23 protein-coding genes and 4 pseudogenes are annotated in these 23,008 nt (G+C 53.1%); 16 read left to right on the top strand and 11 right to left on the bottom strand.

Features of this window, described 5'->3' with window-relative positions:
- Positions 1–90 precede the first annotated feature (90 nt).
- Positions 91–411, bottom strand: coding sequence for a hypothetical protein (locus H7698_RS24720; RefSeq protein ID WP_194693070.1), 321 nt, complete (start codon positions 409–411; stop codon positions 91–93).
- 54 nt (positions 412–465) lie between these two features.
- Positions 466–963: a short chain dehydrogenase gene (locus H7698_RS24715; protein ID WP_194693069.1), complete on the bottom strand. Its 498-nt coding sequence runs from the start codon at positions 961–963 to the stop codon at positions 466–468.
- 185 nt (positions 964–1,148) lie between these two features.
- Between H7698_RS24715 and H7698_RS31460 the strand changes: the two are divergent.
- Positions 1,149–1,386: pseudogene (locus H7698_RS31460) on the top strand (hypothetical protein).
- 594 nt (positions 1,387–1,980) lie between these two features.
- Here the strand turns inward: H7698_RS31460 and H7698_RS24710 are convergent.
- The 3 genes and pseudogenes from H7698_RS24710 to H7698_RS24700 form a co-directional block, all read right to left on the bottom strand.
- Complete coding sequence (locus H7698_RS24710; RefSeq protein ID WP_194693068.1) at positions 1,981–2,199, bottom strand: hypothetical protein; 219 nt, start codon at positions 2,197–2,199, stop codon at positions 1,981–1,983.
- A 110-nt stretch (positions 2,200–2,309) separates the two neighbouring features.
- Positions 2,310–3,263 (bottom strand): annotated as a pseudogene (locus tag H7698_RS24705) (SDR family oxidoreductase); the annotation flags it as partial.
- A 242-nt stretch (positions 3,264–3,505) separates the two neighbouring features.
- On the bottom strand, positions 3,506–3,784 hold the full coding sequence (locus H7698_RS24700) for a DUF1652 domain-containing protein (protein WP_194693067.1): 279 nt from the start codon (positions 3,782–3,784) through the stop codon (positions 3,506–3,508).
- A gap of 330 nt (positions 3,785–4,114) precedes the next feature.
- Between H7698_RS24700 and H7698_RS24695 the strand changes: the two genes are divergently transcribed.
- The 4 genes and pseudogenes from H7698_RS24695 to cydB all read left to right on the top strand — a co-directional run bounded on the left by H7698_RS24695 (position 4,115) and on the right by cydB (position 8,957).
- Positions 4,115–4,366, top strand: a complete 252-nt coding sequence (locus tag H7698_RS24695; protein WP_194693153.1) for a hypothetical protein — start codon at positions 4,115–4,117, stop codon at positions 4,364–4,366.
- Between the two features lie 55 nt (positions 4,367–4,421).
- Positions 4,422–6,215, top strand: coding sequence for a thiamine pyrophosphate-requiring protein (locus tag H7698_RS24690; RefSeq protein WP_194693066.1), 1,794 nt, complete (start codon positions 4,422–4,424; stop codon positions 6,213–6,215).
- Positions 6,216–6,568: 353 nt separating this feature from the next.
- Positions 6,569–7,945: a cytochrome ubiquinol oxidase subunit I gene (locus H7698_RS24685; RefSeq protein WP_194693065.1), complete on the top strand. Its 1,377-nt coding sequence runs from the start codon at positions 6,569–6,571 to the stop codon at positions 7,943–7,945.
- Between the two features lie 12 nt (positions 7,946–7,957).
- Positions 7,958–8,957, top strand: a pseudogene (gene cydB, locus H7698_RS24680) (cytochrome d ubiquinol oxidase subunit II).
- Positions 8,958–8,961: 4 nt separating this feature from the next.
- Here cydB and H7698_RS24675 read toward each other — a convergent pair.
- A complete protein-coding gene (locus H7698_RS24675; protein WP_194693064.1) occupies positions 8,962–9,492 on the bottom strand; it encodes a cupin in 531 nt (176 codons plus the stop codon).
- Between the two features lie 37 nt (positions 9,493–9,529).
- The gene (locus tag H7698_RS24670; protein WP_194693063.1) at positions 9,530–9,787 is read right to left on the bottom strand and encodes a hypothetical protein; all 258 of its coding nucleotides are present in this window, start codon (positions 9,785–9,787) and stop codon (positions 9,530–9,532) included.
- A gap of 580 nt (positions 9,788–10,367) precedes the next feature.
- Between H7698_RS24670 and H7698_RS31445 the strand changes: the two are divergent.
- A pseudogene (locus H7698_RS31445) lies at positions 10,368–10,591 on the top strand (DUF2188 domain-containing protein).
- Between the two features lie 62 nt (positions 10,592–10,653).
- Here the strand turns inward: H7698_RS31445 and H7698_RS24665 are convergent.
- Positions 10,654–11,097 carry a low affinity iron permease family protein gene (locus H7698_RS24665; RefSeq protein ID WP_194693062.1) on the bottom strand — a complete coding sequence of 148 codons (444 nt, stop codon included), beginning with the start codon at positions 11,095–11,097 and terminating at the stop codon, positions 10,654–10,656.
- A gap of 645 nt (positions 11,098–11,742) precedes the next feature.
- Here H7698_RS24665 and H7698_RS31440 point away from each other — a divergent pair.
- The 10 genes from H7698_RS31440 to H7698_RS24620 all read left to right on the top strand — a co-directional run bounded on the left by H7698_RS31440 (position 11,743) and on the right by H7698_RS24620 (position 17,716).
- A complete protein-coding gene (locus tag H7698_RS31440) occupies positions 11,743–12,048 on the top strand; it encodes a hypothetical protein (RefSeq protein ID WP_235992934.1) in 306 nt (101 codons plus the stop codon).
- 9 nt (positions 12,049–12,057) lie between these two features.
- The gene (locus tag H7698_RS24660; protein ID WP_194693061.1) at positions 12,058–12,561 is read left to right on the top strand and encodes a CinA family protein; all 504 of its coding nucleotides are present in this window, start codon (positions 12,058–12,060) and stop codon (positions 12,559–12,561) included.
- On the top strand, positions 12,561–13,079 hold the full coding sequence (locus H7698_RS24655; RefSeq protein ID WP_194693060.1) for a hypothetical protein: 519 nt from the start codon (positions 12,561–12,563) through the stop codon (positions 13,077–13,079). The genes H7698_RS24660 and H7698_RS24655 overlap by 1 nt, the downstream gene beginning before the upstream one ends.
- A 7-nt stretch (positions 13,080–13,086) precedes the next feature.
- Positions 13,087–13,533 carry a DUF421 domain-containing protein gene (locus H7698_RS24650; protein ID WP_194693059.1) on the top strand — a complete coding sequence of 149 codons (447 nt, stop codon included), beginning with the start codon at positions 13,087–13,089 and terminating at the stop codon, positions 13,531–13,533.
- Between the two features lie 91 nt (positions 13,534–13,624).
- Positions 13,625–13,852 (top strand): PLD nuclease N-terminal domain-containing protein, encoded by a 228-nt coding sequence (locus tag H7698_RS24645; RefSeq protein ID WP_194693058.1) that lies wholly within the window; start codon positions 13,625–13,627, stop codon positions 13,850–13,852.
- Positions 13,853–13,984: 132 nt separating this feature from the next.
- Positions 13,985–14,869 carry a manganese catalase family protein gene (locus H7698_RS24640; protein WP_194693057.1) on the top strand — a complete coding sequence of 295 codons (885 nt, stop codon included), beginning with the start codon at positions 13,985–13,987 and terminating at the stop codon, positions 14,867–14,869.
- Positions 14,870–15,187: 318 nt separating this feature from the next.
- Complete coding sequence (locus H7698_RS24635; RefSeq protein ID WP_442966325.1) at positions 15,188–16,021, top strand: ZIP family metal transporter; 834 nt, start codon at positions 15,188–15,190, stop codon at positions 16,019–16,021.
- 152 nt (positions 16,022–16,173) lie between these two features.
- Positions 16,174–16,674: a YciE/YciF ferroxidase family protein gene (locus H7698_RS24630; RefSeq protein ID WP_194693055.1), complete on the top strand. Its 501-nt coding sequence runs from the start codon at positions 16,174–16,176 to the stop codon at positions 16,672–16,674.
- A 180-nt stretch (positions 16,675–16,854) separates the two neighbouring features.
- Complete coding sequence (locus H7698_RS31940; protein ID WP_194693054.1) at positions 16,855–17,088, top strand: DUF2934 domain-containing protein; 234 nt, start codon at positions 16,855–16,857, stop codon at positions 17,086–17,088.
- Between the two features lie 406 nt (positions 17,089–17,494).
- A complete protein-coding gene (locus tag H7698_RS24620; RefSeq protein WP_194693053.1) occupies positions 17,495–17,716 on the top strand; it encodes a hypothetical protein in 222 nt (73 codons plus the stop codon).
- Positions 17,717–17,957: 241 nt separating this feature from the next.
- Here the strand turns inward: H7698_RS24620 and H7698_RS24615 are convergent, their stop codons facing one another.
- The 3 genes from H7698_RS24615 to H7698_RS24605 form a co-directional block, all read right to left on the bottom strand.
- The gene (locus H7698_RS24615; RefSeq protein ID WP_194693052.1) at positions 17,958–22,109 is read right to left on the bottom strand and encodes a CheR family methyltransferase; all 4,152 of its coding nucleotides are present in this window, start codon (positions 22,107–22,109) and stop codon (positions 17,958–17,960) included.
- Positions 22,110–22,354: 245 nt separating this feature from the next.
- Entirely contained in the window at positions 22,355–22,603 is a 249-nt protein-coding gene (locus H7698_RS24610; protein ID WP_194693051.1) for a hypothetical protein, read from the bottom strand.
- 2 nt (positions 22,604–22,605) lie between these two features.
- Positions 22,606–22,854, bottom strand: a complete 249-nt coding sequence (locus H7698_RS24605; RefSeq protein WP_194693050.1) for a DUF6555 family protein — start codon at positions 22,852–22,854, stop codon at positions 22,606–22,608.
- Between the last annotated feature and the right edge of the window lie 154 nt (positions 22,855–23,008).

Below are 23,008 nucleotides of genomic sequence, written 5' to 3'. Positions count from 1 at the left end.
ATCTGTTCATCCAGAAGATGTGCTGAGATTTGAACAAGCCATTGCCGAAGCAATAAGACGTGGCGGCGCCTATCTAACTTGCCCTAAGCGTCAATCACATTTACAGAGCGAGCAGAACCACTCAGCATAAGGGGAGTTAGCGACCCGGAATCTATTGAAATCAGGACTGCCATCCTCCCACCAAACAGGGCCCCGCTCACCAAGCGCTACTTTGGCCAGTTGTACTTTTTCCCGAGCGCGCCTCATCTGCGATTCGTCTTCCGAATCCTTTGCCTTCTTCACCTCGCGTCGAGCCGCCATGAGCGCATCGACGAGACGCTGGCGCTCGTCCTCTTCCAATGATGGGTTAGAACAGCGCCACAGCTGTCCTTGGACAACGAAGTAACGACCGTCAGGGGTCACTGGATGCATTCCTCGTCTCCGATCTTTCAAAGGGCGCTTCTCCAGAGAATTCACCAAGGACGACTACCTCAGCTTTCGGGTAGGAAGGCGTTTAGCTTGTTTGACTCCAAACAGTATTCCCAGTATCAGCGCAGCGCCCGCCGCCAGGAGTATTGGGTAGGGATGTTTACCTGAAATCCGGACGCCCTCAGCTCCGTGTTGATCGCTTATCGGAGCATGTCGTTCTCCTGATGACGGTGGAGTAAGACTGATCGGAATGTCAGAGGGATCGATCTCTGCTTCGTACGGCATTTCGTTTAACGGCAAACGCGCACCGTCTGCGAGAATCAGGGTGAGGTCTTCTACAGTGCCGGCGAGTCGATTGGGAAAAACCGGCTCACCCGTGGGATCAAGCTCATCGTAATAAAACTGCTGACCTTCGAGCCAACCTATGGCCGTCATCAATTCGGGGCCAAGGTAATATTTCCCGTCCAGGAAGAAGCCTGGGAAATGTGGTGTGCGTTCGAGACTTTCTACGATGTAACGCTCGCCTGCCTTCATACCGGTTGCTGGGTCAATCATGATGAAGTCCTCAGATTCGCTGGTGTTGCGATAGAGGATGGGATTTGGCGCAACGTTCCATCGAGATGACTGAAAGGTTAAATAGCAGGATGGGCGACGGTAGGTAAGCCGATAAATCGAATACTCGAAATACGAACCCTCTCCAAGCTACATGCCTCAACCATTAAGGGTACTGGGAGTTGTGTATCAATCACGATCCTAAGCTTCAGGCGGTATGGGTGAGCACGACCTAATGCCCACGTCACCTGATCCATTGAGTCCTGGACGTACTGAGGTGACCCAATGAAGGAGGAGGGGATTGACGAGCTGCCGAATAACGAAGGAGAACGTCCGCTTGATGATGACGACGTCGGGCTAGACCCTGAGCGTGTGCGGGAGGAGACGGATCATGCGGTGATGGATAAGCATCGGGATCCACGCTGACCGTTTATCAGTACGCGTCCTGTTGGACTAGCCAGGGTAGCTGTGCGAGATAAGGATTAGCCCCGAAGAGCTAGAGAGTGGAGCGCATGCATCACAAAAGGCTCGGCCATCTTTTTCTTAGACAAAAAAAGACCCGCGATGGGGGCACGGGTCGGGAAACACAAAAGGAGCTGTCACAACCGTACACCTACACATGTGAAATTATCGTGATGGGAGTAGCACGGTTGGTTCGGTGGAGAAATCAGATAGCGTTGCCGCATACGTTGTCGGCAAGTGGCCCGCAAGCTGGTCTTCCAACTTTGGGAGGACTGCTTCTTTCGCGGGCCAATCGGCTGCGAGGTTAGAGGCTTCCGCCGTATGAGAAAGCTTTTGATGCAGATATGCGATCTGCTCTCCCACAAAATGAGCCGAGTAAGCAGCGGTTGAGATAAATCCCGCAAGTCCGAGACCGGCAATCATCCTAAAGACAGACATGGCACTTCCTTAACAGGCTACGTCGGGTGAGGCCATAGTGCGTCCATTGGAAGGAACGAGCAAGATTCATGGGGACGTTAGGGACTGGCTAATGGAGGACGGACAGGATGTCCTTTACGCCTAAGATTGACGTAGGCGCATGATGGCATCAGTGATGCCTTGGGCATTCTTGTCCAGCGTCTCCATCGCCCCGATTGCATTAGCGGCTATGTTTTCTAATCCACTCTCAAGGAGCCACTTTGTCACTTCTTCAATGGCTGCGCATATTGCGTGCTGGTTGTGCAGCAGCAGTGTGAGAGCGTCTGCGGTGGCTATATTCGCTTCCGAGCTATCTGGCATCATTATCTTCCTTGATGATCTGGTTCGTAGATCGTAGATGATATCTCGCCTGTCCCGAGCTCTTCCTGAATCAACCCGCATGGCGGATGGCCTATCCGTTCTGGCACGACCTAGGGTATCAAGCTCATCTCGCGTAGTTTGTCGAACATGTCGAAAAATGCTTGATCACTCGCCTGGTAGGCAGTGAAGCCCATGGCTAGGCTTTTCGACATATCTGTGACAACTTCGATTGGTCGACCAAGATCTGCATCGGTGTGCCATGGGGACACTAGGCGACTAATATCAGATTCTTTCGAACCGTGTTCCGCGACTATTTGCGTCCATATGGCTTGGTCGTCAGCCATCTGCTTCTCAAGGGGTGAGAGTGAAGCAGGATAATCGGCAGCAGGCATGTCGAAGTAATCGGCAATTCGGCTCCACATCTACTTCCAACGAAATACATCGCCATTAATAACATTGAATGCCTGATTGGCCGCAGCAGGCGTAGTGGCCGCCCACAGTTGTTGTTTCGCCAACTGCCGGGCATCCGTCATATCGGTAAGGCTGTCCCACTGCACTCTTGATCCGGGAAATACAAAAGGGCGATTGGTTGATTTGCAAATCGAGGCATAGACGGCGAGGGTGGTTGCCATATTCATCGCATTGCCTACGGCGACTCCGGGGACGGTATGCGGGCGATGAACGCTCCAAGTGAAGCCGTCCTTTTCAGCAGCAGCGAAGAGTTCGTCCTCCTGGGCGTAATAGAAATTCTCGACATCCAAACGACCCTGCTCCTCACGGAACGGTGTTTGCGAAAGGCTACCTTTACCATACGCTCCGAATGGGCCGAGGTAGTGTCTCAGCCCAGTAACCAGTGCTACGTGCTCAACGCTTTTGGCTCGGCAAATGGCGGCGAGCACGTTGCGTACCATGGCTGCATTAACACGAATGTTCTCGGCCACCGTGGCTTGCCGTGACCATGTGGCAATGAACCTGAAGCGAGTCACATCACCGGTGAGTTGCTCGTGGTGGATGGAGGCGTCCTCTACGGTCATGCCGGCATCCAGCGCTCGAGCGCGAATCTCCACTCCTTTTAAGGTTTGCTTCGCTTCATTGCACGAAAAATTCTTGATTCTGCTTGTCGATGGCTTTCCATTGGAGCAGTCCATAGGTCATCGCGCCGATGATGGCTAGGGTGAGAGTAACAATCAGGAACCGCTTCATAATCATGCTCGAATCTCCGCGAGATTTTGATAGAAGTTACTTCATCTCATTCGAAGAAATTAAAGCGTTGCAGTGCCATCAGTTAAAATGCGGTCAACTTCTATCACCGCCGGTGCAACGAAGAACCTGGATCACTAACTGTATAGCCAGGAGCACAAGAAACGAGTTCAAGATCCTGTCGTAGTCCTTCAACAAGACCTGCGATGGCAAGCCCGTTACACAGTTGAGCTAAAGAGATACCAGTGACAACAAGAATTTCTTGATTCGAAGTGTTGTGGAAAAATCTTACAGTCAGAGTGGTTCTCGAATCGATTGTACATTCGCAACGAGTGGGCAGAAAACTTTGTTCTATCAAGTGACGGATTTCTAAAGTAGATAGCATGTGGCTTGTCTCGACGGGAGCCAGCCAAATGACTTTTGTCTAAAGTGTAAATGAGGAAGCGCCGCGAAGGTACGCGCTTGATAGGGCTTAACCTAATTTATTGGCTAGGGGCTCACCAATGAGTGTATACCCCATGCCTTCAGATGCTTTAGATCCTTTCGGTCTTGGGGTCGTGGGCTACCCCGGTTGAGCGCGGCGCTTTTCAAGACGACTGGTCAATTTGACCTTGAAATCGGTGGTGAAAGTCGCGTTCACCATTCGTCAATTGAGCTGCACTCTGGCGCCGGCCGTATCTCCAAAGAGTCTCATGACCTTGCATTGGAGGCATCTATGAAAACTCATCCACCGACCCCGGACATTCCCATAGAGGATCAGAGCGACCCCAATGATGACGGCTGCGTGCTAGGCACAGCTGGTCGTAATGAAGACCCGAATGCCACTACCGACTGGGACAAGAAAGGAAAGTTGCCAGGCTATCGCCAAGCGCACAATGACGCTCGGGGATTACCAGGTTACCCACACGCCCTTGAAGATGAACTTGGCATTGAAACGCCTGAACATGACAGCGACAAGGTTAGCTGAGTTGCACTCCCGTTCCAGCAGCGACTCTATGCATCGGTGAAAGACGAGGATCTTAATGACAACGACAGTCAGCGATTTTCTGGTTGAACGACTCAGCCAATGGGGCGTGACACGGATTTTTGGTTATCCGGGTGACGGTATCAATGGGGTTTTTGGTGCGCTAAGTCGTGCCCAAGGAAAGATCGAATTCGTTCAGGCCCGGCACGAAGAGATGGCAGCGTTCATGGCCTCCGCTCACGCCAAGTTCACCGGAGAGCTAGGCGTATGCATTGCGACCTCTGGCCCCGGCGCTTCCCATTTGATCACCGGTCTTTACGATGCGCGAATGGATCATATGCCGGTGTTGGCCATCGTTGGTCAGCAAGCACGTGCAGCGCTTGGTGGACACTATCAGCAAGAGCTGGATTTGCTGTCGATGTTCAAGGATGTCGCCGGTGCTTTCGTGCAACAAGCCTCGACGCCGTCGCAAGTTCGTCACTTGGTTGACCGGGCAGTGCGAACTGCGATTGGCGAGCGTAGGGTGACTGCACTGATCCTACCCAATGACTTGCAGGAAGCCGAGTACAAAGCGCCCGGAAGGGAACACGGTACCGTTCACTCAGGGGTCGGTTATAGCAAGCCGAGGGTCGTTCCGTATGAGTCGGATCTACAACGAGCGGCGGATGTACTGAATGCCGGCGAGAAGGTCGCCATACTGGTGGGCGCTGGTGCGTTGGCTGCGACCGATCAAGTCATTGCCGTTGCCGAGAAGCTCGGTGCCGGCGCGGCCAAGGCCTTGCTCGGTAAAGCGGTTCTGCCTGACGATTTACCGTGGGTCACCGGCAGCATTGGCTTGCTCGGTACCGAGACAAGCTACAAGTTGATGACCGAGTGCGACACCTTGCTGATGATCGGGTCAGGCTTCCCTTATTCCGAATTTCTGCCTGAAGAAGGCCAGGCGCGCGGGGTTCAGATTGATCTTCAACCAGACATGCTGAGCTTGCGCTATCCGATGGAGGTGAATCTGGTGGGCGATGCGGCCGAAACTCTGGCGGCGCTGCTGCCATTGCTGGAGCACAAGACCTCAAGCAAGTGGCGTAAAAAGGTGGAAGGCTGGCACGCCACATGGGAGAAAACGTTGGAAAAACGCGCCTTGGCCAAGGCTAATCCGATCAACCCGCAACGGGTGGTTTACGAACTCTCACCGCGCCTTCCTGAGCACGCCATCATCACCAGTGACTCAGGGTCGTGCGCCAACTGGTTCGCGCGCGACTTGAAGATTCGGAGCGGCATGATGTGTTCGCTCTCCGGTGGCCTGGCATCCATGGGCGCCGCTGTGCCGTATGCGATTGCGGCGAAATTCGCTCACCCGCAACGTACCGTGATTGCCCTGGTGGGGGATGGTGCGATGCAGATGAACAACATGGCTGAGTTGATTACCGTCGCCAAATATTGGCGGCAATGGAAAAGCCCGAAATGGATTTGTGCTGTCTTCAATAATGAAGACCTCAATCAGGTCACCTGGGAGCAAAGGGTCATGGAGGGTGATCCCAAATTCGAAGCCTCGCAAAACATTCCCGACGTACCCTATCATCTGTTCGCCATTTCCATCGGGCTGAAGGGCATTTTTGTAGATCGCGAAGAGGACGTTGCCGACGCCTGGGAAAAAGCATTGGCTTCAGATACTCCCGTGCTGATCGAATTCAAGACTGACCCGGATGTGCCGCCACTCCCGCCGCATATCAAACTGGAACAGGCGAAGAAATTTGCCTCGACCTTGTTGCAAGGCGATCCGGATGAAGCTGGCGTCATTGTGCAAACCGCTAAGCAGATTCTTGGAGCTGTATTGCCTGGAGGTTCCAAAAAGTAAGTAGCACTCCGACTGTCAGAGGCGCCTGCAGCGCCTCTGACAATACCCGCCGTGCAGTTCCGCGACTCTAACTATTCGCTTTCGTAGAGATCACGTTCTCGCCGTCCATGACGATAAAGCGCAAATAATGCTCCGCCGATCAATAGCGTTGCTCCGACTGCCAGTACAACGGAAGGTCTCTGCCTGGCTGCGCGCCAACCTGACTTCGGAATCATTGGGACTGCCGCGTGTCAACAGACAAATACTGCATCGAACACGTGCCATGCCTATTCCCTCCAGTACTTTTGGCTACCTCGGTTGCCTGTGCTTGCTACTACCAACAGCTCTGTGTTGGATAATGGTGAGTGGACAGCATGGACGCGGTTGATTCGGCGCTGATGGCGGCGCGTGCCCAGTTCGCGATCACCATCAGTTTTCATATTGTGCTGGCGGCACTGACCATCGGGCTGGCCAGTTTTTTGATGGTGCTCGAAGCGCTGTGGCTGTGGCGAAGACGAAAGGTCTACCTGGACGTCTACCGTTACTGGCTAAAAGTATTTGCCCTCAACGTGGCGGTGGGCACCGCCTCAGGTTTGATACTGGAATATCAGTTCGGGCTCAATTGGTCGCGGCTTTCGACTCAGGCGGGAGATATCCTCGGCCCATTGATGTTCTACGAGGTGCTGGCCGCATTTTTCCTGGAAGCAGGCTTTCTTGGCATCATGCTCTTCGGGCGAAAGAAGGTAGGCCCTCGTCTGCATTTCTTCGCCACCTGTGCGGTGGCCCTCGGATCGCTGATCAGCGCCTTCTGGATCCTGTCGGCCAATTCCTGGATGCAGACACCCGCCGGTTACGCCATTGGCTCCGATGGCCGCTTCATTGCCGAGGATTGGTGGGCGATCATCTTCAATCCGTCGTTCCCTTATCGGATGGTGCACATGACGTTGGCGGCGTTGCTCGGCACCGCCACACTGGTGGCCGGTGTCAGCGCCTGGCAACTGTTGCAGGCGCCGAAGAATTCGCGGGCACGTCTTCAATATTCCATGGCGTTGTGGACAATCGTCATGCTCACACCTGTCCAGATCGTGGTGGGAGACCTGCATGGCCAGCACAGTCTCAAAGTTCAGCCGCAAAAGGTCGCTGCCATCGAAGGCTCCTGGACTCGCCCGCCCGAAGGTGCAGGTGAGCCTTTACGCTTGTTCGCACTTCCAGACATGGCCGAGCGGCGCAATCATTGGGAAGTGGCGATTCCGCGCATCGGTTCGCTGTACTTGACGCATGACCTGAGTGGCACCATCGCCGCGTTGGATGAGTTCCCGCCCCAGGACATCCCGCCGGTGCCAGCGGTGTTCTTCGCTTTTCACATCATGGTCGGTCTGGGCGTATTGATGTTGGTGCAGGGTCTGAGCAGTTTGATATTGCGATGGCGACAAAGGCTATACGTTGCGCGTTGGATGCTGAGCGGGTGTGTGCTCATGGCGCCGGCTGGATTGGTGGCGATGCTCAGTGGCTGGGTGGTGACCGAGGTGGGCCGCCAACCCTTCACGGTCTACGGTTTGCTGCGCACGGCTGACAGTCTGTCTTCGGTGTCTCGTGAGCAGGTCGTAGGGTCAACGTGGACAATCCTGTCGTTTTATCTGGTGATCTTCGGCGTGGGTCTCTGGGTGCTGTTGCGACTTTTACGGGAGCCACCTCACGAGGACGAGCCCGGGCCCCAACCCACTTTGGCTGACGAAACGGGTAAATCCTGAGGGTAAACATCGATGATGGACAATGACTGGGTAACGCTATTGTCCGCTGCCGCGCTGGGATTTTCGGTCTTGAACTACGTGCTGTTGGATGGCACTGATCTTGGCGTGGGCGTGCTGATGGGTCTTACTCGTTGCAGTCAGCATCGACGTGCCATGGCGGTGACCATCCTTCCGATTTGGGACGCTAACGAAACGTGGCTCGTGCTCGGTGGCGGCGGGCTGCTGGCGTTGTTTCCGCTGGCTTACGCCGTCCTGCTGCCGGCGCTTTTTGCCATTTATCGCGATGTTTCTGTCGTTGATTCTTCGCGCGGTAGCGCTGGAGTTTCGCGATTACTCAAAAAGCTATCGTATGAAGCGCATGGTCGATGGCTTGCTGCTGATCGGTTCACTGCTAGCCGGGGGAACTCAGGGGATTGTATTGGGAACGCTTGTACAAGGCGTGCCGAATCAGGAGGGGCAGTACAGCGGGAACGGCTGGGAATGGTCGGGCCTGTTTCCGCTGTATTGTGGCGCCGTGCTCGTAGTGGGATATATGTGGTTGGGCGCCTGCTGGCTGTATTGGCGCACTGTAGATAATCTGCAACGTCGATCAGGGCGACAGGCGAGGGTGCTGGCCATCGTAACCATGGTGCTTTTGGCCGTGTTGGTGGTCTGGACAGCGACGCTTGACGCTCGATATGCGCAGCGGCTTTCCAATCCACTGGTCTGGCTGCCAGCCGCAATATTGCTCACTGCACTGCTGATCAGCTTCACCATGAGCTTTCGAAGCCGCCGGCACTATCTGCCGCTATTCGCCGCACTGGGGATCTTCATCTTAGCGTTCGCCTTGATGATCGCAGCGCTCTTCCCGTTGATTGTCCCGCCTAACCTGACCTTGCAAGCGGCCGCCTCCAGTCCAACCAGTCAGATGTTTATGTTGGTCGGTTTCGCCGTGCTGATTCCGGTGACGCTCATCTACAACACCTACGGTTTCAGAGTCTTTAGCGGAAAGGTTCGCGCCGTTCGTGATTGACTTTTCAACGCTGGGCAGCCCAATACCGGTGTACGGCGCCTTGCGAGCCTTGCACCGGATCCTGGTCGGGAAACGGCAGCGTGTCGATACCCGCCAGTTGTGCTCTGGTTGGCGCCTCGCGGCAGATATCTGCATGTTGCCCTGGCGGATAAGCACCGACGACCAGAAAGTCTTCGCTTGAGTCTAAATTGCAATGGCCAGTGCCGGCAGGCAGTAGCAACACGTCGCCTGGGCTGACTTCAAGTACATGACCATCCGGGCCACCCAGCATCAACCGAGCCCGACCACTTGCGATGCCAAGTACTTCATGACCTTCAGTATGGTAATGGTGGTAGCTGTAAACCCCATTTCGCCATTGTGGTTGCCAGCCATTGGCAATGAAAATTCGCTCGAACAGTGCAGCCGGATCGTCGCCCTGAACTGCAATCGCGGTTGGGTAAACGAGTATCGGCAGGTGCGGGTTGTTGGGAACCCATTGGTTGCGTTCAAACATCAGGGTTTGAACGGTAGCTGTCTCAGTTCGCGGTTTTTTCATTTAAGGATCTCCGAAACCTAGATGCGGCGATGGATTTTCATGTATCGATTTGGAACTCCAAATCAGCATTTTCCAGTCGGCGGGCGTGAGCCACCGTGCCGTTCAAGCGCTCTCCTGTAGAAAGAATAATGGTCAAGGAGTGTGCTTTGTGTAGGTCGTCTGGCACCGGCGACATAACCTGTACCTGAAAGGCACCTGGCGTGATGGGCGTGATGAGTACGTCGCATTCAATAGTTTTAGCGATGGGGCCGAAGAGGGTGTCGTTTAAGTAATTCAAACGTGCGCGGTCGGTCATGGATATTTCCTATAACGCCAGGGATTCAAAGCTTAATTTCTATCCGCTTCTATGTGCTAGACGGTAGCCATGACAGAAGAGTTCAACGCCAAGGGCTGACGGCTCCTTGCGATAGAAGGCCGTGTACCAAGGCGGATGAACCTCTCAATAGCCAATTTTGGTATCTGCACTCGAACTAAAAATTGACCATTAGGTCAAGATTATAAGTGGTGCCTACGGAGGATCAACAATGCGTATCTACAAGATTGATCACCTGTTCGATGGCGAACGCTGCACGCATTAATTTGAGCTCAAGCAGCCTCATTTACCCGCTCATGAGGCGGCTATGCTGCGGTTTGGAGATGGCGAGAACAGCTTGTTCATTCCCACTGCGGACGCGACTCCGAGGGAGATTTTGGAGCAGGCTGAACTGGTAGGGCTGGCACAGATTATGGTTGTCGATCCACAAAGTTAAGGTCAGGTTTAGAAAAAGGTTGCTCGTCTCTACCGACCTGAGCGATTGCCTTTAGCCGATTGCTAGAGGAGCGTAGAGGCCAACCAATGACAAGGTCGCTAACTGCCCGATGCTAGAGGAATGATCATGGACAACTGCCACATAAAAAAAAGGGGAGTTTTGGATACTGGTCAAAGAGGGCGCACAGCGCCCGTCTAAATCGGCGAATACCGAATCGGAAATCACCGCAATCGCCGGTGACTTTCTTCAAGGCAAAACCGCATCCCCAAAAGATTCATAAAGAGGACGGAACGTTGCAGGAAGAGAGACCGGCTCCTCGTTCTGCAGACCCCCGAAATTCCAAGGGTTAAAGGTCAAATGCGGCGATCAATCAATTTGATCGGCGACAGTCGACCGTGCCAAACAATGAAATTTACTGTTTTGGATGGTTGACTTGATCCGGGCTCGCTTGGATTGGTGAAATTGTCACCTGGGTGTGGTCGCTCTGAATCGGTTCAAAATTTATCTGATCCGATTCGCCCAAGGAGCTGTATTGCTCCCGCAGTTTTCTAAGGTCGCGCGAACCCATTTTTTCAAGGCTCAAGGTGGCATTTTGCGCATCCTTGGTGGCTCGTATCAGCTCGTCAATTTTCAAATGCAGAATGTCGTTGTCACGGTTTTGAGTATTCTGAATCAGGAACACCATTAGAAACGTAATGATCGTTGTCGACGTATTGATGATGAGCTGCCAGGTGTCGTTGTAATGAAAGTACGGCCCCGTCAGTCCCCAGACGACAATTAACGCCACAGCCACGAGAAAGGTTTTTGAGCTGCCAGCCCGATTGGACAATGCTTGGCAGAAAATTGAAAATTTCATGATTGCAAACTCTAGATTTGTGTCTCGGGTAGACCACATCGATAACTGAAATACTTTCTTACAATTTAACCCGTTCGTCGGATCAAGAACCTGCGCATTTTCCCACGACCTAAACATCCTTTGTATGAACTCTCAGCGAACGCCTCCGTCTTCCAGAGGGCTCAGGGTAATCAATTGCAAAATTCTATGCGGCATCTGTCCCAACACAAGGGCTTTAGAATGAGCCCTCCCGGGTCGTGCATTTGGTCGAGATTCTTTTGCCACCCAAAGCTAATGCAGGCACTCCTTTACCTTCCGACGAATTCAGACGCGTGTGTGAGTAGTTGGTCGAGCATTGGGGTGTTGTGACTGCATTCACCCGAACACCGGCAAAGGGTGTGTTCTTGCATTACGAACAAGAGAGGGCAGAGGACGAGATTGTTGTTTACGAAGTGATGGTAAAGAGGGTCGATAAACTTTAGTGGCCCAGCTACAAACGTGGCTTCGAGTTGGGATTTCGCCTACAGGAGATTTTGATACGAGTGACCTCTGTGGGGGTCGTTCACTGATAGCAAACTAAGGAGTTGCCGCCAGCTTCTCGTCAGACGCTCTGAACCAATTCGAAAACTGACCGCTCCACCAAGAAATATCCGGTTGGGGAGTGAGATGAAGGCTTTCAAAAACCAGCTAACGCCGGTTCACCTGAGGAGACTTCGAGCCCTTGATGCTTGGCATTGCGCACTGGATAACCGAACGCTGCGCATGGATTGTCCTGACGCTTATCATGATGAACTACTGCGTCAGTCCGACGAGATGGATCGTCTGGGTCTCGTGACGTGGATTGAGTGGCGGGATTTACGCATGGAGGCTGACCAAGCGTATCTACGTGTAGTGGCCGGAGAAGATTATCACCCTCGTGTTTTCTTGGAATGTTCCGCGCCATCTCCGGTCAACCGAGCAATAACTTCGTGAGTCCTAGTCATGTCAATCGCTGACGACACTGTTGACTATCTCCGTGACAACTCCCTTGTGCTAACAACGGCCGAGTCTTGCACGGCTGGGAAAATTGTAACGCTATTGTCCGAGGTCGAGGGCAGCGGCGAGTTCATCGAGTGCGGTTACGTGGTGTATTCACCCCAGGCCAAACAACGTGTTTTGCATGTCAGCCCGCGCACCATCGAAACCTTCAACTTGACGAGTGTGGAGGTTGCCAGGGAAATGGCGATGGGAGCGCTGCGCGATAGCACCGCCAATGTCGCCGTAGCGACGACTGGGATTCTAGGCCCAGAAGATATCGATGGCATTCCTGCCGGCACCGTTTGCTTCGCGTGGGCGTTTCAATTGCGTGAACAATGTAGTGTTTTCATTCATGAGCATCGGTTTTCTGGCACCCGGTGCCAAGTGCAAACGTCAGCTACCGAATACGCTCTAAAACGGCTTCCTGATTTTCATCGTCGTACAGTCAACGTAGGAGACAGAGCCTGATGAATGACGATGACGAACATCCCGATTTGCACAGTCGTAGATTCCCTGTCCGCGAAGACATGGCTTACCAGCTAAAGGTCTGGCGCTTTGAACGCTGTGGTTGGTACCTGTTGGTTTTACTGGTTGTGTTAGGGCTGGCGGGGCTGTTTTCCCGTGGGCTTCTCAGTACCAGGGATGTACGCAGCGATGATGGCAGGATCAGAGTGCAATACGAGATGTTTCATCGCAACGGCTCAACCAACTCGATGAAAATCAGCGTGAATGGCGCTCCAGAGTCCACGGTTGAACTGGAACTGGCCGGAGAGATACTGGAGGGGTTCAGCATCGAGACATTGCAACCTGAACCGGCGCGGGCCCGCAGTTCTGCTCAAGGCATTAGGTTATGGGTTCAGACCGATACCCAAGGCCAGGCCGAGTTGTTCGTTACGCTGAGAGGCGATGGACTTGGGTTGTTCCACAGCCGCGTCGTTCTGCCGGGTTCGAACGATGTAAAACTCGCTCAGTTCATATTCCCCTAGGTGACTTATGGATTCGGTATTGCGTGCAGCAGCGATGTACTTGGCGCTCATGGTGCTATTCAAGATTGCCGGCCGACGGTCATTGGCCGAGCTGACGACCTTCGATTTCGTCTTGTTGATGATGATTGGTGAGGCCACTCAGCAAGCGCTGCTGGGCGACGACTTTTCCGTGACCAACGGGATACTGGTCATCGTAACGCTGATCGCGATCGACGTCGGCCTATCCCTGCTCAAACAGCGTTCCGGCTGGGTATCACGGCTGATCGATGGCGAACCAACGATCATCGTCGAGAATGGCAAGCTTTTGCGCCAGCGGTTGCGCCACGCCCGGTTGGTGGAGGCCGACATCATGGAGGCAGCACGATCCAGTCAGGGCATCGAGACGCTGGAAGAAATCAAGTTCGCGATCATTGAGCGCAATGGCAAGATTTCCATCATTGCCCGTGAGGATTAATTTCTGACGCTCGCCTGCGTTTTCGAGATTTTCTTGGAACACCCTGATTGGTCTGAGGCCTAAGAATTAACAATCTGAGGAGGGTTACATCATGTCTGAAGCTACCAGCTATTTCGTGATTGCTATTGCTGTGATCATTCTGCTCGTCGATCTTTGGGCAATCGTCAGCGTGTTTCGCAGCGACAAAACGGTTGGGATAAAAGCCGGTTGGGCTATCGGGCTCATCATCTTCCCAGTCATTGGTTTAATCGTTTGGGGTGTTGCGGGGCCTCGTGGGATCAAAGAAGGCCCTTCGTCGCCAGAACACAGTAAGGGGTAGTCAGCATCCGTCTGTCGCTAGCGCAGAAGGTTTTTGAAATTTACCCAGATGCATTTGCTTCAGATGATTGTGGGTTGGCATTCGGTCTCTTACCGAGTGAATCGCAGCCCGTATTCGCCTGAGGAGAATGTCATGTTTCTACATAACAAACGACTTCAATACACCGTGCGGGTTGCCCAGCCAAATCCTGGGTTAGCAAATTTATTATTGGAGCAGTTTGGGGGAGCTCAGGGCGAGCTTGCAGCCGCCTCACGCTACTTCACCCAAGCCTTGGCAGAAGATGATCCAGGCAGAAAAGATCTGCTTATGGATATCGCCACCGAGGAGCTCAGTCACCTTGAGATCGTCGGGTCGATCATCGTGATGTTAAACAAGGGTGCCAAAGGACAAATGGCTGAAGGTGTGGAGGAAGAAGGAGAGCTGTATCGCGCCATTAATGGTGCCGGCAACGACTCTCACATCACCAGTTTGTTGTACGGCGCGGGTGCTCCGTTGACTAACTCGGCGGGCGTACCTTGGTCGGCAGCTTACGTCGACACCATCGGCGAACCCACAGCAGACATGCGCTCAAATATCGCCGCTGAGGCGAGAGCGAAAATTGTCTATGAACGGTTGATGAATGTTACCGATGATCCGGGTGTGCAAGAGGCCCTAGGATTTCTGATGACGCGTGAAATCGCCCACCAGTTATCTTTCGAAAAAGCACTGCATGCCATCCAGCCAAATTTCCCTCAGGGCAAACTGCCGGGCATGCCAGAGTTCACCAACGTCTACTTCAACATGTCACAGGGCGAAGGCAGCACTCGCGGCCCTTGGAACGAAGGGGACGATTGGGACTTCGTGGAAGATCCGGCGCCTGCAGTGGATGGTGGGGACGGCACCGCCTCTGTGCAATTGAGCGCTGAGGACGAGGCGCTGCTCATGGATATGAAAGCAAGGACGATGTCCGACCCAGACAGCAATCCGATCACAGGGGCGGATTTAGGGGCGGGGGTACAAGGCGAACCTCAACCTTGAAGAGCAGCCGCACGCCCTCTGGCGTGCGGTCTTCCATCTTATTCAGAGGGGAATCACATCATGGTTAACAAAAAATCAGCGCGTCAGAATTTAACTGGCCCTGAGATGCTTTTTGCCACCAGCGTCGCTTACGAACGTGACGCGCAACGCGTATCCAGGCAGTTCCTACGGTCGCTTTCCGTATCTACTGAAAAGTACGATTCAAAAAAATAGGAGGTATCCGTGCCCGATCCGTTGACCTCATCAGGCGCACCGCCTCGCTCCTGGTTCGCCCGGTTCTCAGGAACTGGGTGGGGCGGGCGCGCCTTCTGGTCAATTTTGATTGGCGTAACATTGTTCTTACTCATATGCGGGTATGGCGCCTTTGTCGGCGCCAACAAACAAAATCTGCACTTCGCTTTTCTCGGTGGCATGTCAGGTTTCGCTGCGACGGCAATGGGAGCTGTCGTAGCGATTGCGTTACGAGACATCGCCGCCCGCACACAAGACATCATGTTGGGCTTCGCCGCCGGCATGATGCTGGCCGCCAGTTCCTTCTCGCTCATTCTCCCTGGTATTGAAGCAGCTCAGGCCCTGTGCGAAAACCAGTCGCTCGCAGCTTGCGTAGTTGTTGCGGGATTGGGACTGGGCGTAGCGTTGATGGTTGGCCTTGATCGTTTCGTCCCTCACGAACATGAGAAAAGCGGACGCCGGGGGCCGGACGCGCAGCGTATCAATCGTGTTTGGTTGTTCGTCCTGGCAATCACTCTAAATAACCTGCCGGAAGGCATGGCTATTGGAGTGAGCTTCGCCAATGGCGATATGAAGGTCGGACTGCCACTCACCACTGCCATCGCCATTCAAGACATTCCTGAAGGTCTGGCAGTCGCCTTGGCGTTACGCGTGACCGGTATATCCGCACTGCGCGCGGCGCTGATTGCAGTGGGTTCGGGGTTGATGGAGCCGATTGGCGCAGTCGTCGGCTTGGGTATTTACAGCAGCTTTGCATTGGGCTACCCAATTGCACTCGGTTTGGCAGCGGGCGCCATGATTTTTGTGGTTTCCCATGAGGTCATTCCCGAGACTCACCGCAACGGTCATGAGACCCCCGCTACCTTAGGACTGATGCTCGGTTTTGGGGTAATGACGTTTCTCGATACTGCTTTGGGTTAGCTACCAACCTTTTATCCGTCGCTCTAAAAATTTTCGGAACACCGCTTGACTGCGACTGGTCAGTCTTCATGCACGGCAAGTTTTGCATGCTTGTTGATCCCATGCGGACGCCCATCAGGCGACGCCAATACTGACCAGAAGGAAGTTTGGAAATGGCTAGAAAAACTGTAGAAGACTTGTTTATCCATGAACTCTCTGATGTTTACAGTGCGGAAAAACAAATCACCAAAGCATTGCCGCGCTTGGCGAAAGCAGCGACTAATCCACTGTTGGCAGACGCGTTTACGTCCCACTTGGAGGAGACCCATGGGCAGATTGAACGCATTGATCAACTGGTCGAGCTGACCGGTATCAAGCTGAAGCGCATGAAGTGCGCGGCCATGGAGGGACTTGTCGAAGAGTCGAAAGAGCTGCTGGAAGAAATTGACAAAGGGGCTGTCCTCGACGCCGCACTAATCGGTGCGGCGCAAAAGGTGGAGCACTACGAAATTGCCGCCTATGGCACGCTGATAGCGATGGCCAAGCATCTCAAACTAGACGATGCAGCGGCTTTATTAGCCGCAACCCTTGCTGAAGAAAAAGGGGCTGATGAGAAGCTGAGCAAGATCGCGGAGCAAGGCGGCAATCAAGCGGCGACCATGGAAGCTAAATAAACAGGCGTAGCAAGTATTCTGGTCGACGAAGACAGGTTCGCCGACCAGATTCTAAAGGAAAATCATGATCGATCCGATCCGATCCGATCCGAATTAATCTCACGCGAGTCTGGTGCGCATGAGCCATGATGCTGAATTTTCCTCGCACGCATTTCTGGAGCAGTCTTGGAGGAGAAGACGATGATCGATGAATCGATAATTCGCGAAAGAGCGTATGCACTCTGGGAAAAGGATGCGTGCCCGGAGGACGCTGATCTTTTCTATTGGTTTCTCGCACGCGAACAGCTAGAGACTGCGCTTAAACGGAGTTCCGTCGAGAAGGCCGCGTGCGAAGGGAGAAGTCTCTTTGTTAGTAAAGTCACCGCAACCGCAGATGAAATAAAACTACGTTTCCGGAAGCGAGATACAGCTTGAGAACGATTTTCCGCGTCTCGCTTTGACCACCATGTGCTATGGCGATGTCCCTTACGTGCCGATGGAAAGGCTCAGATTGAAACGGCGGCCTTCCAATTTATAGGCATCCCTACGTCGACTCCCCGTGATTTGCAGTGCGACACTAAAAAAATGCCCGCAAATAGATGCGGGCAAGTCAGGAGGTACACAGGCAGCCTGGCAAACTTGCTCAGGCGTAACATTATGATTCTTGGCAGGGGACTGGAGTTCGCTTCATTTTTTGCGAATACGGGAAATGCTGATAAACGGTATAGGCCATGTTTCACCTACAAGCTGTAAATTGGGTGCGGCAAAACTTCATACGCAATTTTAGGAACACAATGCTGATTATGACTCTCTATCGGATACCCACTAGGGAGTCATTGCCATGTACGAAGATCGAAAAGACCAAGCATTAACGACTTGGCACAAGCTTTTGGAAAGGCCAGAAATTCGAATGACCGCCCAAGAGCAGTATGAGGAGCTACTCCGACTCGCGGAGGAGTATTTGAATCAAGGCTTCATTGATCGCGACGAGAGAAAGCGCCTGGTCACGGAAGCGGCTCGGCGTTATGCCCGAGCTGTCGATGGAGTGGGAAGTGGCACGTAAAGGCACGGTCAGCTGATATCGGTGAACGCAAAACGACAAGGGATAGGCAGATCAGGCTGCCCCGTTTCGCACTGTCTGACCAAGACTAATCCCACTTTTTCGCGTCGCTAACCGACTGAATAGAAATATCGCTTTTGGACGACTTTCTACCTACGTAGTAAAATCAGTTTCTCTTTTGCGTAGAGCAAGCACTCGGTCATCAGGTATTGGAACCCTGCGCTCAACAGCTACGTGGCCTCATTCACGAAGACTCTCGCTTGCATGCCTCCTCAATGACATCGATGAATTCATCATGGGAAATCGGCTTGCCTACGTGGTAATTGAATCCTGCTGATTTGGTTTTTTTCTGATCAGCCGATGTGTTATAGCCACTTAACGCAATGGCCGGGGTGTACTTCAAATGGGGGATTTGACGAATTGCCTGAATGAATTGATGCCCGTCCATGATGGGCATGCCGATGTCCGAAATGATCACATCGTAGTTGCTATCTTTCGAGACCGTTAACGCCTTCAACGGGTCGGTGAACGCTTCGACAAAGGCATCTTCCATCTCAAGCAACATCTGGAGGATTTCCAGCACGTCTTGAGAATCATCTACCAAAAGCACTTTTTGACCAACCAGACGCCCCGAGTTATCTGATGCTGGATGTGGGTCATCAGGAAGTCGATCAGGCTGGGACAAGGGCAAACGAACGGTGAAAGTACACCCACGACCAATGCCTTCAGAGAAAGCTATAACCGAGCCGCTATGCGCCTCTACCAGCTGTCGCACTAGGGAAAGGCCAACGCCGAGTCCTTCCCGTTGATGGTTCGCATGTTGGTTTTCGGCCTGGCTGAACAAATCAAACACCTTGTGGATACTGTCTTGATCGAGGCCGATGCCGCTGTCTATGACTTCCAGCTGCGCCATATCCTCGTGGCGCGAAGCAATCAACCGGACGCGACCTCCTTTAGGCGTAAACTTCAGTGCGTTGTTCACCAGATTCCAAATGATTTGTTCGAGACGAGTGGTATCCGCCTCGATCACCAAGGGTCGCTCCGTTGATTGCGGCAACTGCAAATGGATTTCGCAAAGATGCTGATCATTGCTCACCACGGTGTGAATATCTTGAAGGACTCGACCCAGATCGACGGCCTGCTTTTTCAGTTTGAGCTTGCCGGTGCGTACCCGAGCCACATCCAGCAGATCATCAATAATCCGGGCCTGGCTAGTCACCGCATCACAGATGGTATTCACAGCCTTCATTGCCGGGCCAGCAGTCTTGGCCATTGGTAAGCGACGCAGCAACTCTGCATTAAGTTGGATGAGATTCAGCGGATGTTTAAGCTCGTGTGACATAACCGCGAAGAATTCGTCTTTGAGATGACTGCTGTTTTGAGTCGCTTGCAGATGCTGGCTCTGTTCATCCTGTTTGCGCTTGTGACCAGTCAAATCGCGCGCGATTTTGACGTACCCTTTCAAGCTTTCCCCCTGAAGGCGCGTTACTTCTCCGCTGCAATAAAAACGGCTGCCGTCCTTACGCTGATGCCACCGTTCGTCCTCCCCACGCCCTTGTTCGCGCGCCGCACGCAACTCAGTCTCGGGCACGCCTGTGGCACGATCTTCAGGTAAGAAGATCAGGTCGTAGTAAGCGCCCATAACCTCCTCTTTGGTAAAACCGAAAATAAACTCGGCGCCCGTGTTCCAACCGGTGATCACACCCTGCTCATCGAGAATAATGATGGCAAAATCGTGCGTGCTTTCAGCCACGAGTCGCATCCGTTCTTCGCCCACGCGCAAATCTTCCTCTGCAGCACGGCGTTTAGTGATATCGATAAATGTGAGTATCGTCCCGTCAATATGATCTTCGCTGGAACGGTAAGGCAATAAGCGGACAATGTACCAGCGATGGTCATTGCTGCTGACCTCACGCTCGATCATATTGAGTGATTCGAAGACGGTTGCAGCGTCTTCGGCCATCTCGGGGTAGTCCAGCCTATGGGTGATGTCCAATAACGAGCGCCCCGTATCGACAGGCAACATGCTAAAGATTTCGGCTGATTTTGGTGTAAACCAGCGAATGCGCATGTGGCGGTCGATAAACACCGTAGCAATATCGGATGAGCTGATCAGGTTGGTAAGGTAGTCATTGACCTTGTCAGTTTCCTCGACCTTTATCTTCAGTTCGTGATTGACCGTCAGCAATTCTTCATTGATTGATTGCAACTCTTCCTTGCTGGTTTCCAACTCTTCAGTGGCCGACCGCAGCTCTTCGTTGACGGCTTGCATTTCTTCGTTGGAAGCTTTGAGTTCTTCGCTTGAAACCTCTGATTGCTCGATGGTTTCCTGTAAATGCAGCTTGGTGCGCTGTAGCTCTTCCTCTAGGCTAATGAGTACCTGATTTTCAGTCTGGGTTTGAACTAAAGGATCTTGCGAGTCGACTTCCTGCTCCTCAAAAAGTACCAGTACAAAGTCATTTTCGGTTTCCTCGTCCTTGTACGGATGGGCGGTCAAATTGATGAGATAACTGCGCTGCTCACGTTCGATACGAACCCTGCGCGAGGTGAAAGCAGCCCCAGACTGCTGCACTTGAAACAGCGTGATTCGGATTTCTAGCCGCAAGTCCGGATGGGAAATAGCGAGCAAATTTCGCGACATCTCGCCAGCGACATACCGGAGGAAGCGTCCAGCGCCTTCGCTCATATGCAAGATATTGGCATCGCTATCGACGATCACACTCGGTGGCGCGGTTTTACCGAGTGCCCGCAAATGAATATCTGCCAATGCCACCTTGTGTGTGGCGGACGGTTTCAGGGGGAGAGATACGGAAGCCGCAGCGATAGTTCGCCCATAACCCCCTCGGGGAATGGTGGGCGCTCGTCGGGCACTGTTAACGGCGCTTTTGGCACGGAAGATACGGTTGCGTTTGTCGACCGGTGTGAAAAGATCCAGGCAATCGTCAATCGACTCGCTGCTACCCAGAAAGAGGTATCCACCTGGTCGCAATGCAAAATGAAACATTTGCATGATTTCCCGTTGGACTTTGCGATCCAGATAAATCAGCAAGTTTCTGCACACAACCAAGTCGATCTGCGAGAACGGCGGATCCAACAGCAAGCTGTGCTGAGCGAATAGCACCCTTTCGCGTAAATCCTTGCGGATCCGAAACTGCTGGTTTTCCTTAGTGAAATTTTGCCGCAGCCGATTAGGGGGGACGTCCGTCAAGATCGCTTCGGGATACAGCCCAGTGCGCGCAGTCGTGATCGCGCGATCATCAATGTCCGTGGCGAACACCTGTAAATTGGCGGAGCTGGGTTCCTGGGCCATGTATTCAGACAACAAAATGGCAAGGCTGTACGCCTCTTCGCCAGTCGAACAGCCCGCTGACCAGACACGTACCTCTTCGCGATGCGGGAGGGTCTCTTGAAGTGACTGCAAGAGACTGGGAATGACATGCCGCTCCAAGGCCTCAAAAGCTTCCCGGTCGCGAAAGAAGTTGGTAACGCCAATCAGCATGTCGCCCAGCAACGCTCTCGTTTCTTCGGGGTGCGTTTCCAAGTAGTCGTAATAAGCGCTCAGATCGGACTGTGCCGTGACTTGCATCCGTCGTTCGATACGGCGCAGGACAGTGGCACGTTTATAATGTTTGAAATCGTGCCCAGTCTCTGCGCGCAACTGATGCAAGATGTCTTGCAATCGCTGTTCAGCGACGACCGCTTCGCGCTCGGTGGCAGGAGGGGTTGTTCTGATTTCAGGATCATTGGCGGTGGGCAGGATAATCGATCGGGAGTTGCGCCATAGCTCCAGCAACTTTTGTGGCATTTCCACCACGGGCAAAACGATATCGACCATCTGCGTTTCGATAGCTGCGCGGGGCATGCCGTCATATTCGGCATCTTCCGGCGTCTGGACGAGAGTAATCCCGCCTTGCTCCTTAATCCGCGATAATCCCACAGTGCCATCCGAACCGGTGCCCGATAGGACGAGGCAAAAAGCGCGTTCCTTGTGCACGTCTGCCAGATCCCGGAAAAACAGATCTATGGCAATGTGCATGCCTCGCGGCCGCTCCAGAGCGGTCGCCGAGATATAGCCATCATTCATCATCAAATGGTGCGCTGGCGAGATGACATACACTGTATTTTTTTCGATGGGTGTCGTGCTGCTTACCTGAAGCACGGGCATCTTAGTCGCTTGCTGAATGATCTGGTCAGCCAAGCTCTGATGGTCGGGTGAGAGGTGAAGAATGACGACAAACGCCATGCCATTATCACTGGGCATGTGTTCGAAGAATGATTTGACCGCTTGAAGTCCCCCAGCAGAGGCGCCAATACCGACCACAGGAAACGGCAACGTGCTTGGAATCAGTTCGTTGCGCTGTGGAACGCTGGACGATCGTTTGATGGAGGACGTCATAAATAAGGGCCTTTTCTAGCAGCGGCAATAAACTGCCAGTGCTTTCGCATCATAGCTCCTTTTGTCATCAGCCAGTGGTAGAACAATTGCCAGTTAAACCCGCTATCGGAAGTATCATCGCGTGGAGCCAGGCCGAAAGACTGCTAATCAGCCGCCGTTCACCGATGGCGTTCGATTGGACAGAAGATTCGATAGTGCAATGAAGAATGTCGTCCGTTATCAATTCTCCGTCTCTGCTAATACTGTTAGTTCGTAGGAAAATCCGATGACCTCAAGCCTTTTCGATGCAACCGCATCCAAGCTTGATAAGCCTGCGTTCGCATGGCGTCGGCAGAGAATTTGATTTCGTTGAAGCGACGCCAAAGCACGGCGTCGCGACAGCCGTCAGCAAACAGACCGTAGGCGATATCATCGAGCCTATTCGCTTCGTAAAGAAGCGCATTAATTCTCGCGAGTTCGCCTTCATCTTCGGTTTGATCGAAGTCCTCGCTCATGGCTACGCCTCAGTCCAGACCAAGGCGTTTGTTTCGCGCCATTTGACATCCGTCACCCCAAATCTTTCAGCCTGAGGTTTCGACATGACCTTCAAAGGCGGTTTCCCAGGCTTAGGAACCGGTACTAACCCGGCGTCGCAACTTGCCCAGTGCCATGCGTCCACATTGCGCATTGCCTTAGCGCGAATGGCGAAAGACTTTGGCTGCCCATGAAGCTTGTAATCGATTACAAAAATATCTGTCTGGCTCATGAGTACCTCCGTACGCTCATAGCAAAATGAGTGGAGCATGACGAAATAAATTCCAACTTTTTTGGCGATACTTCGGGGCGTGCTCTTGACTGGTTGGCCGCGCCAATTATCGCGCAAATCTCCAAACAATCTGGAACAGCTGTGATATGGGAAT

This window comes from Pseudomonas sp. p50(2008) (assembly GCF_015351605.1).
Taxonomy (GTDB): Bacteria; Pseudomonadota; Gammaproteobacteria; order Pseudomonadales; family Pseudomonadaceae; genus Aquipseudomonas.
Note: the sequence above shows the minus strand (reverse complement) of the source record. Positions and strands in the feature narration are given on the sequence as shown.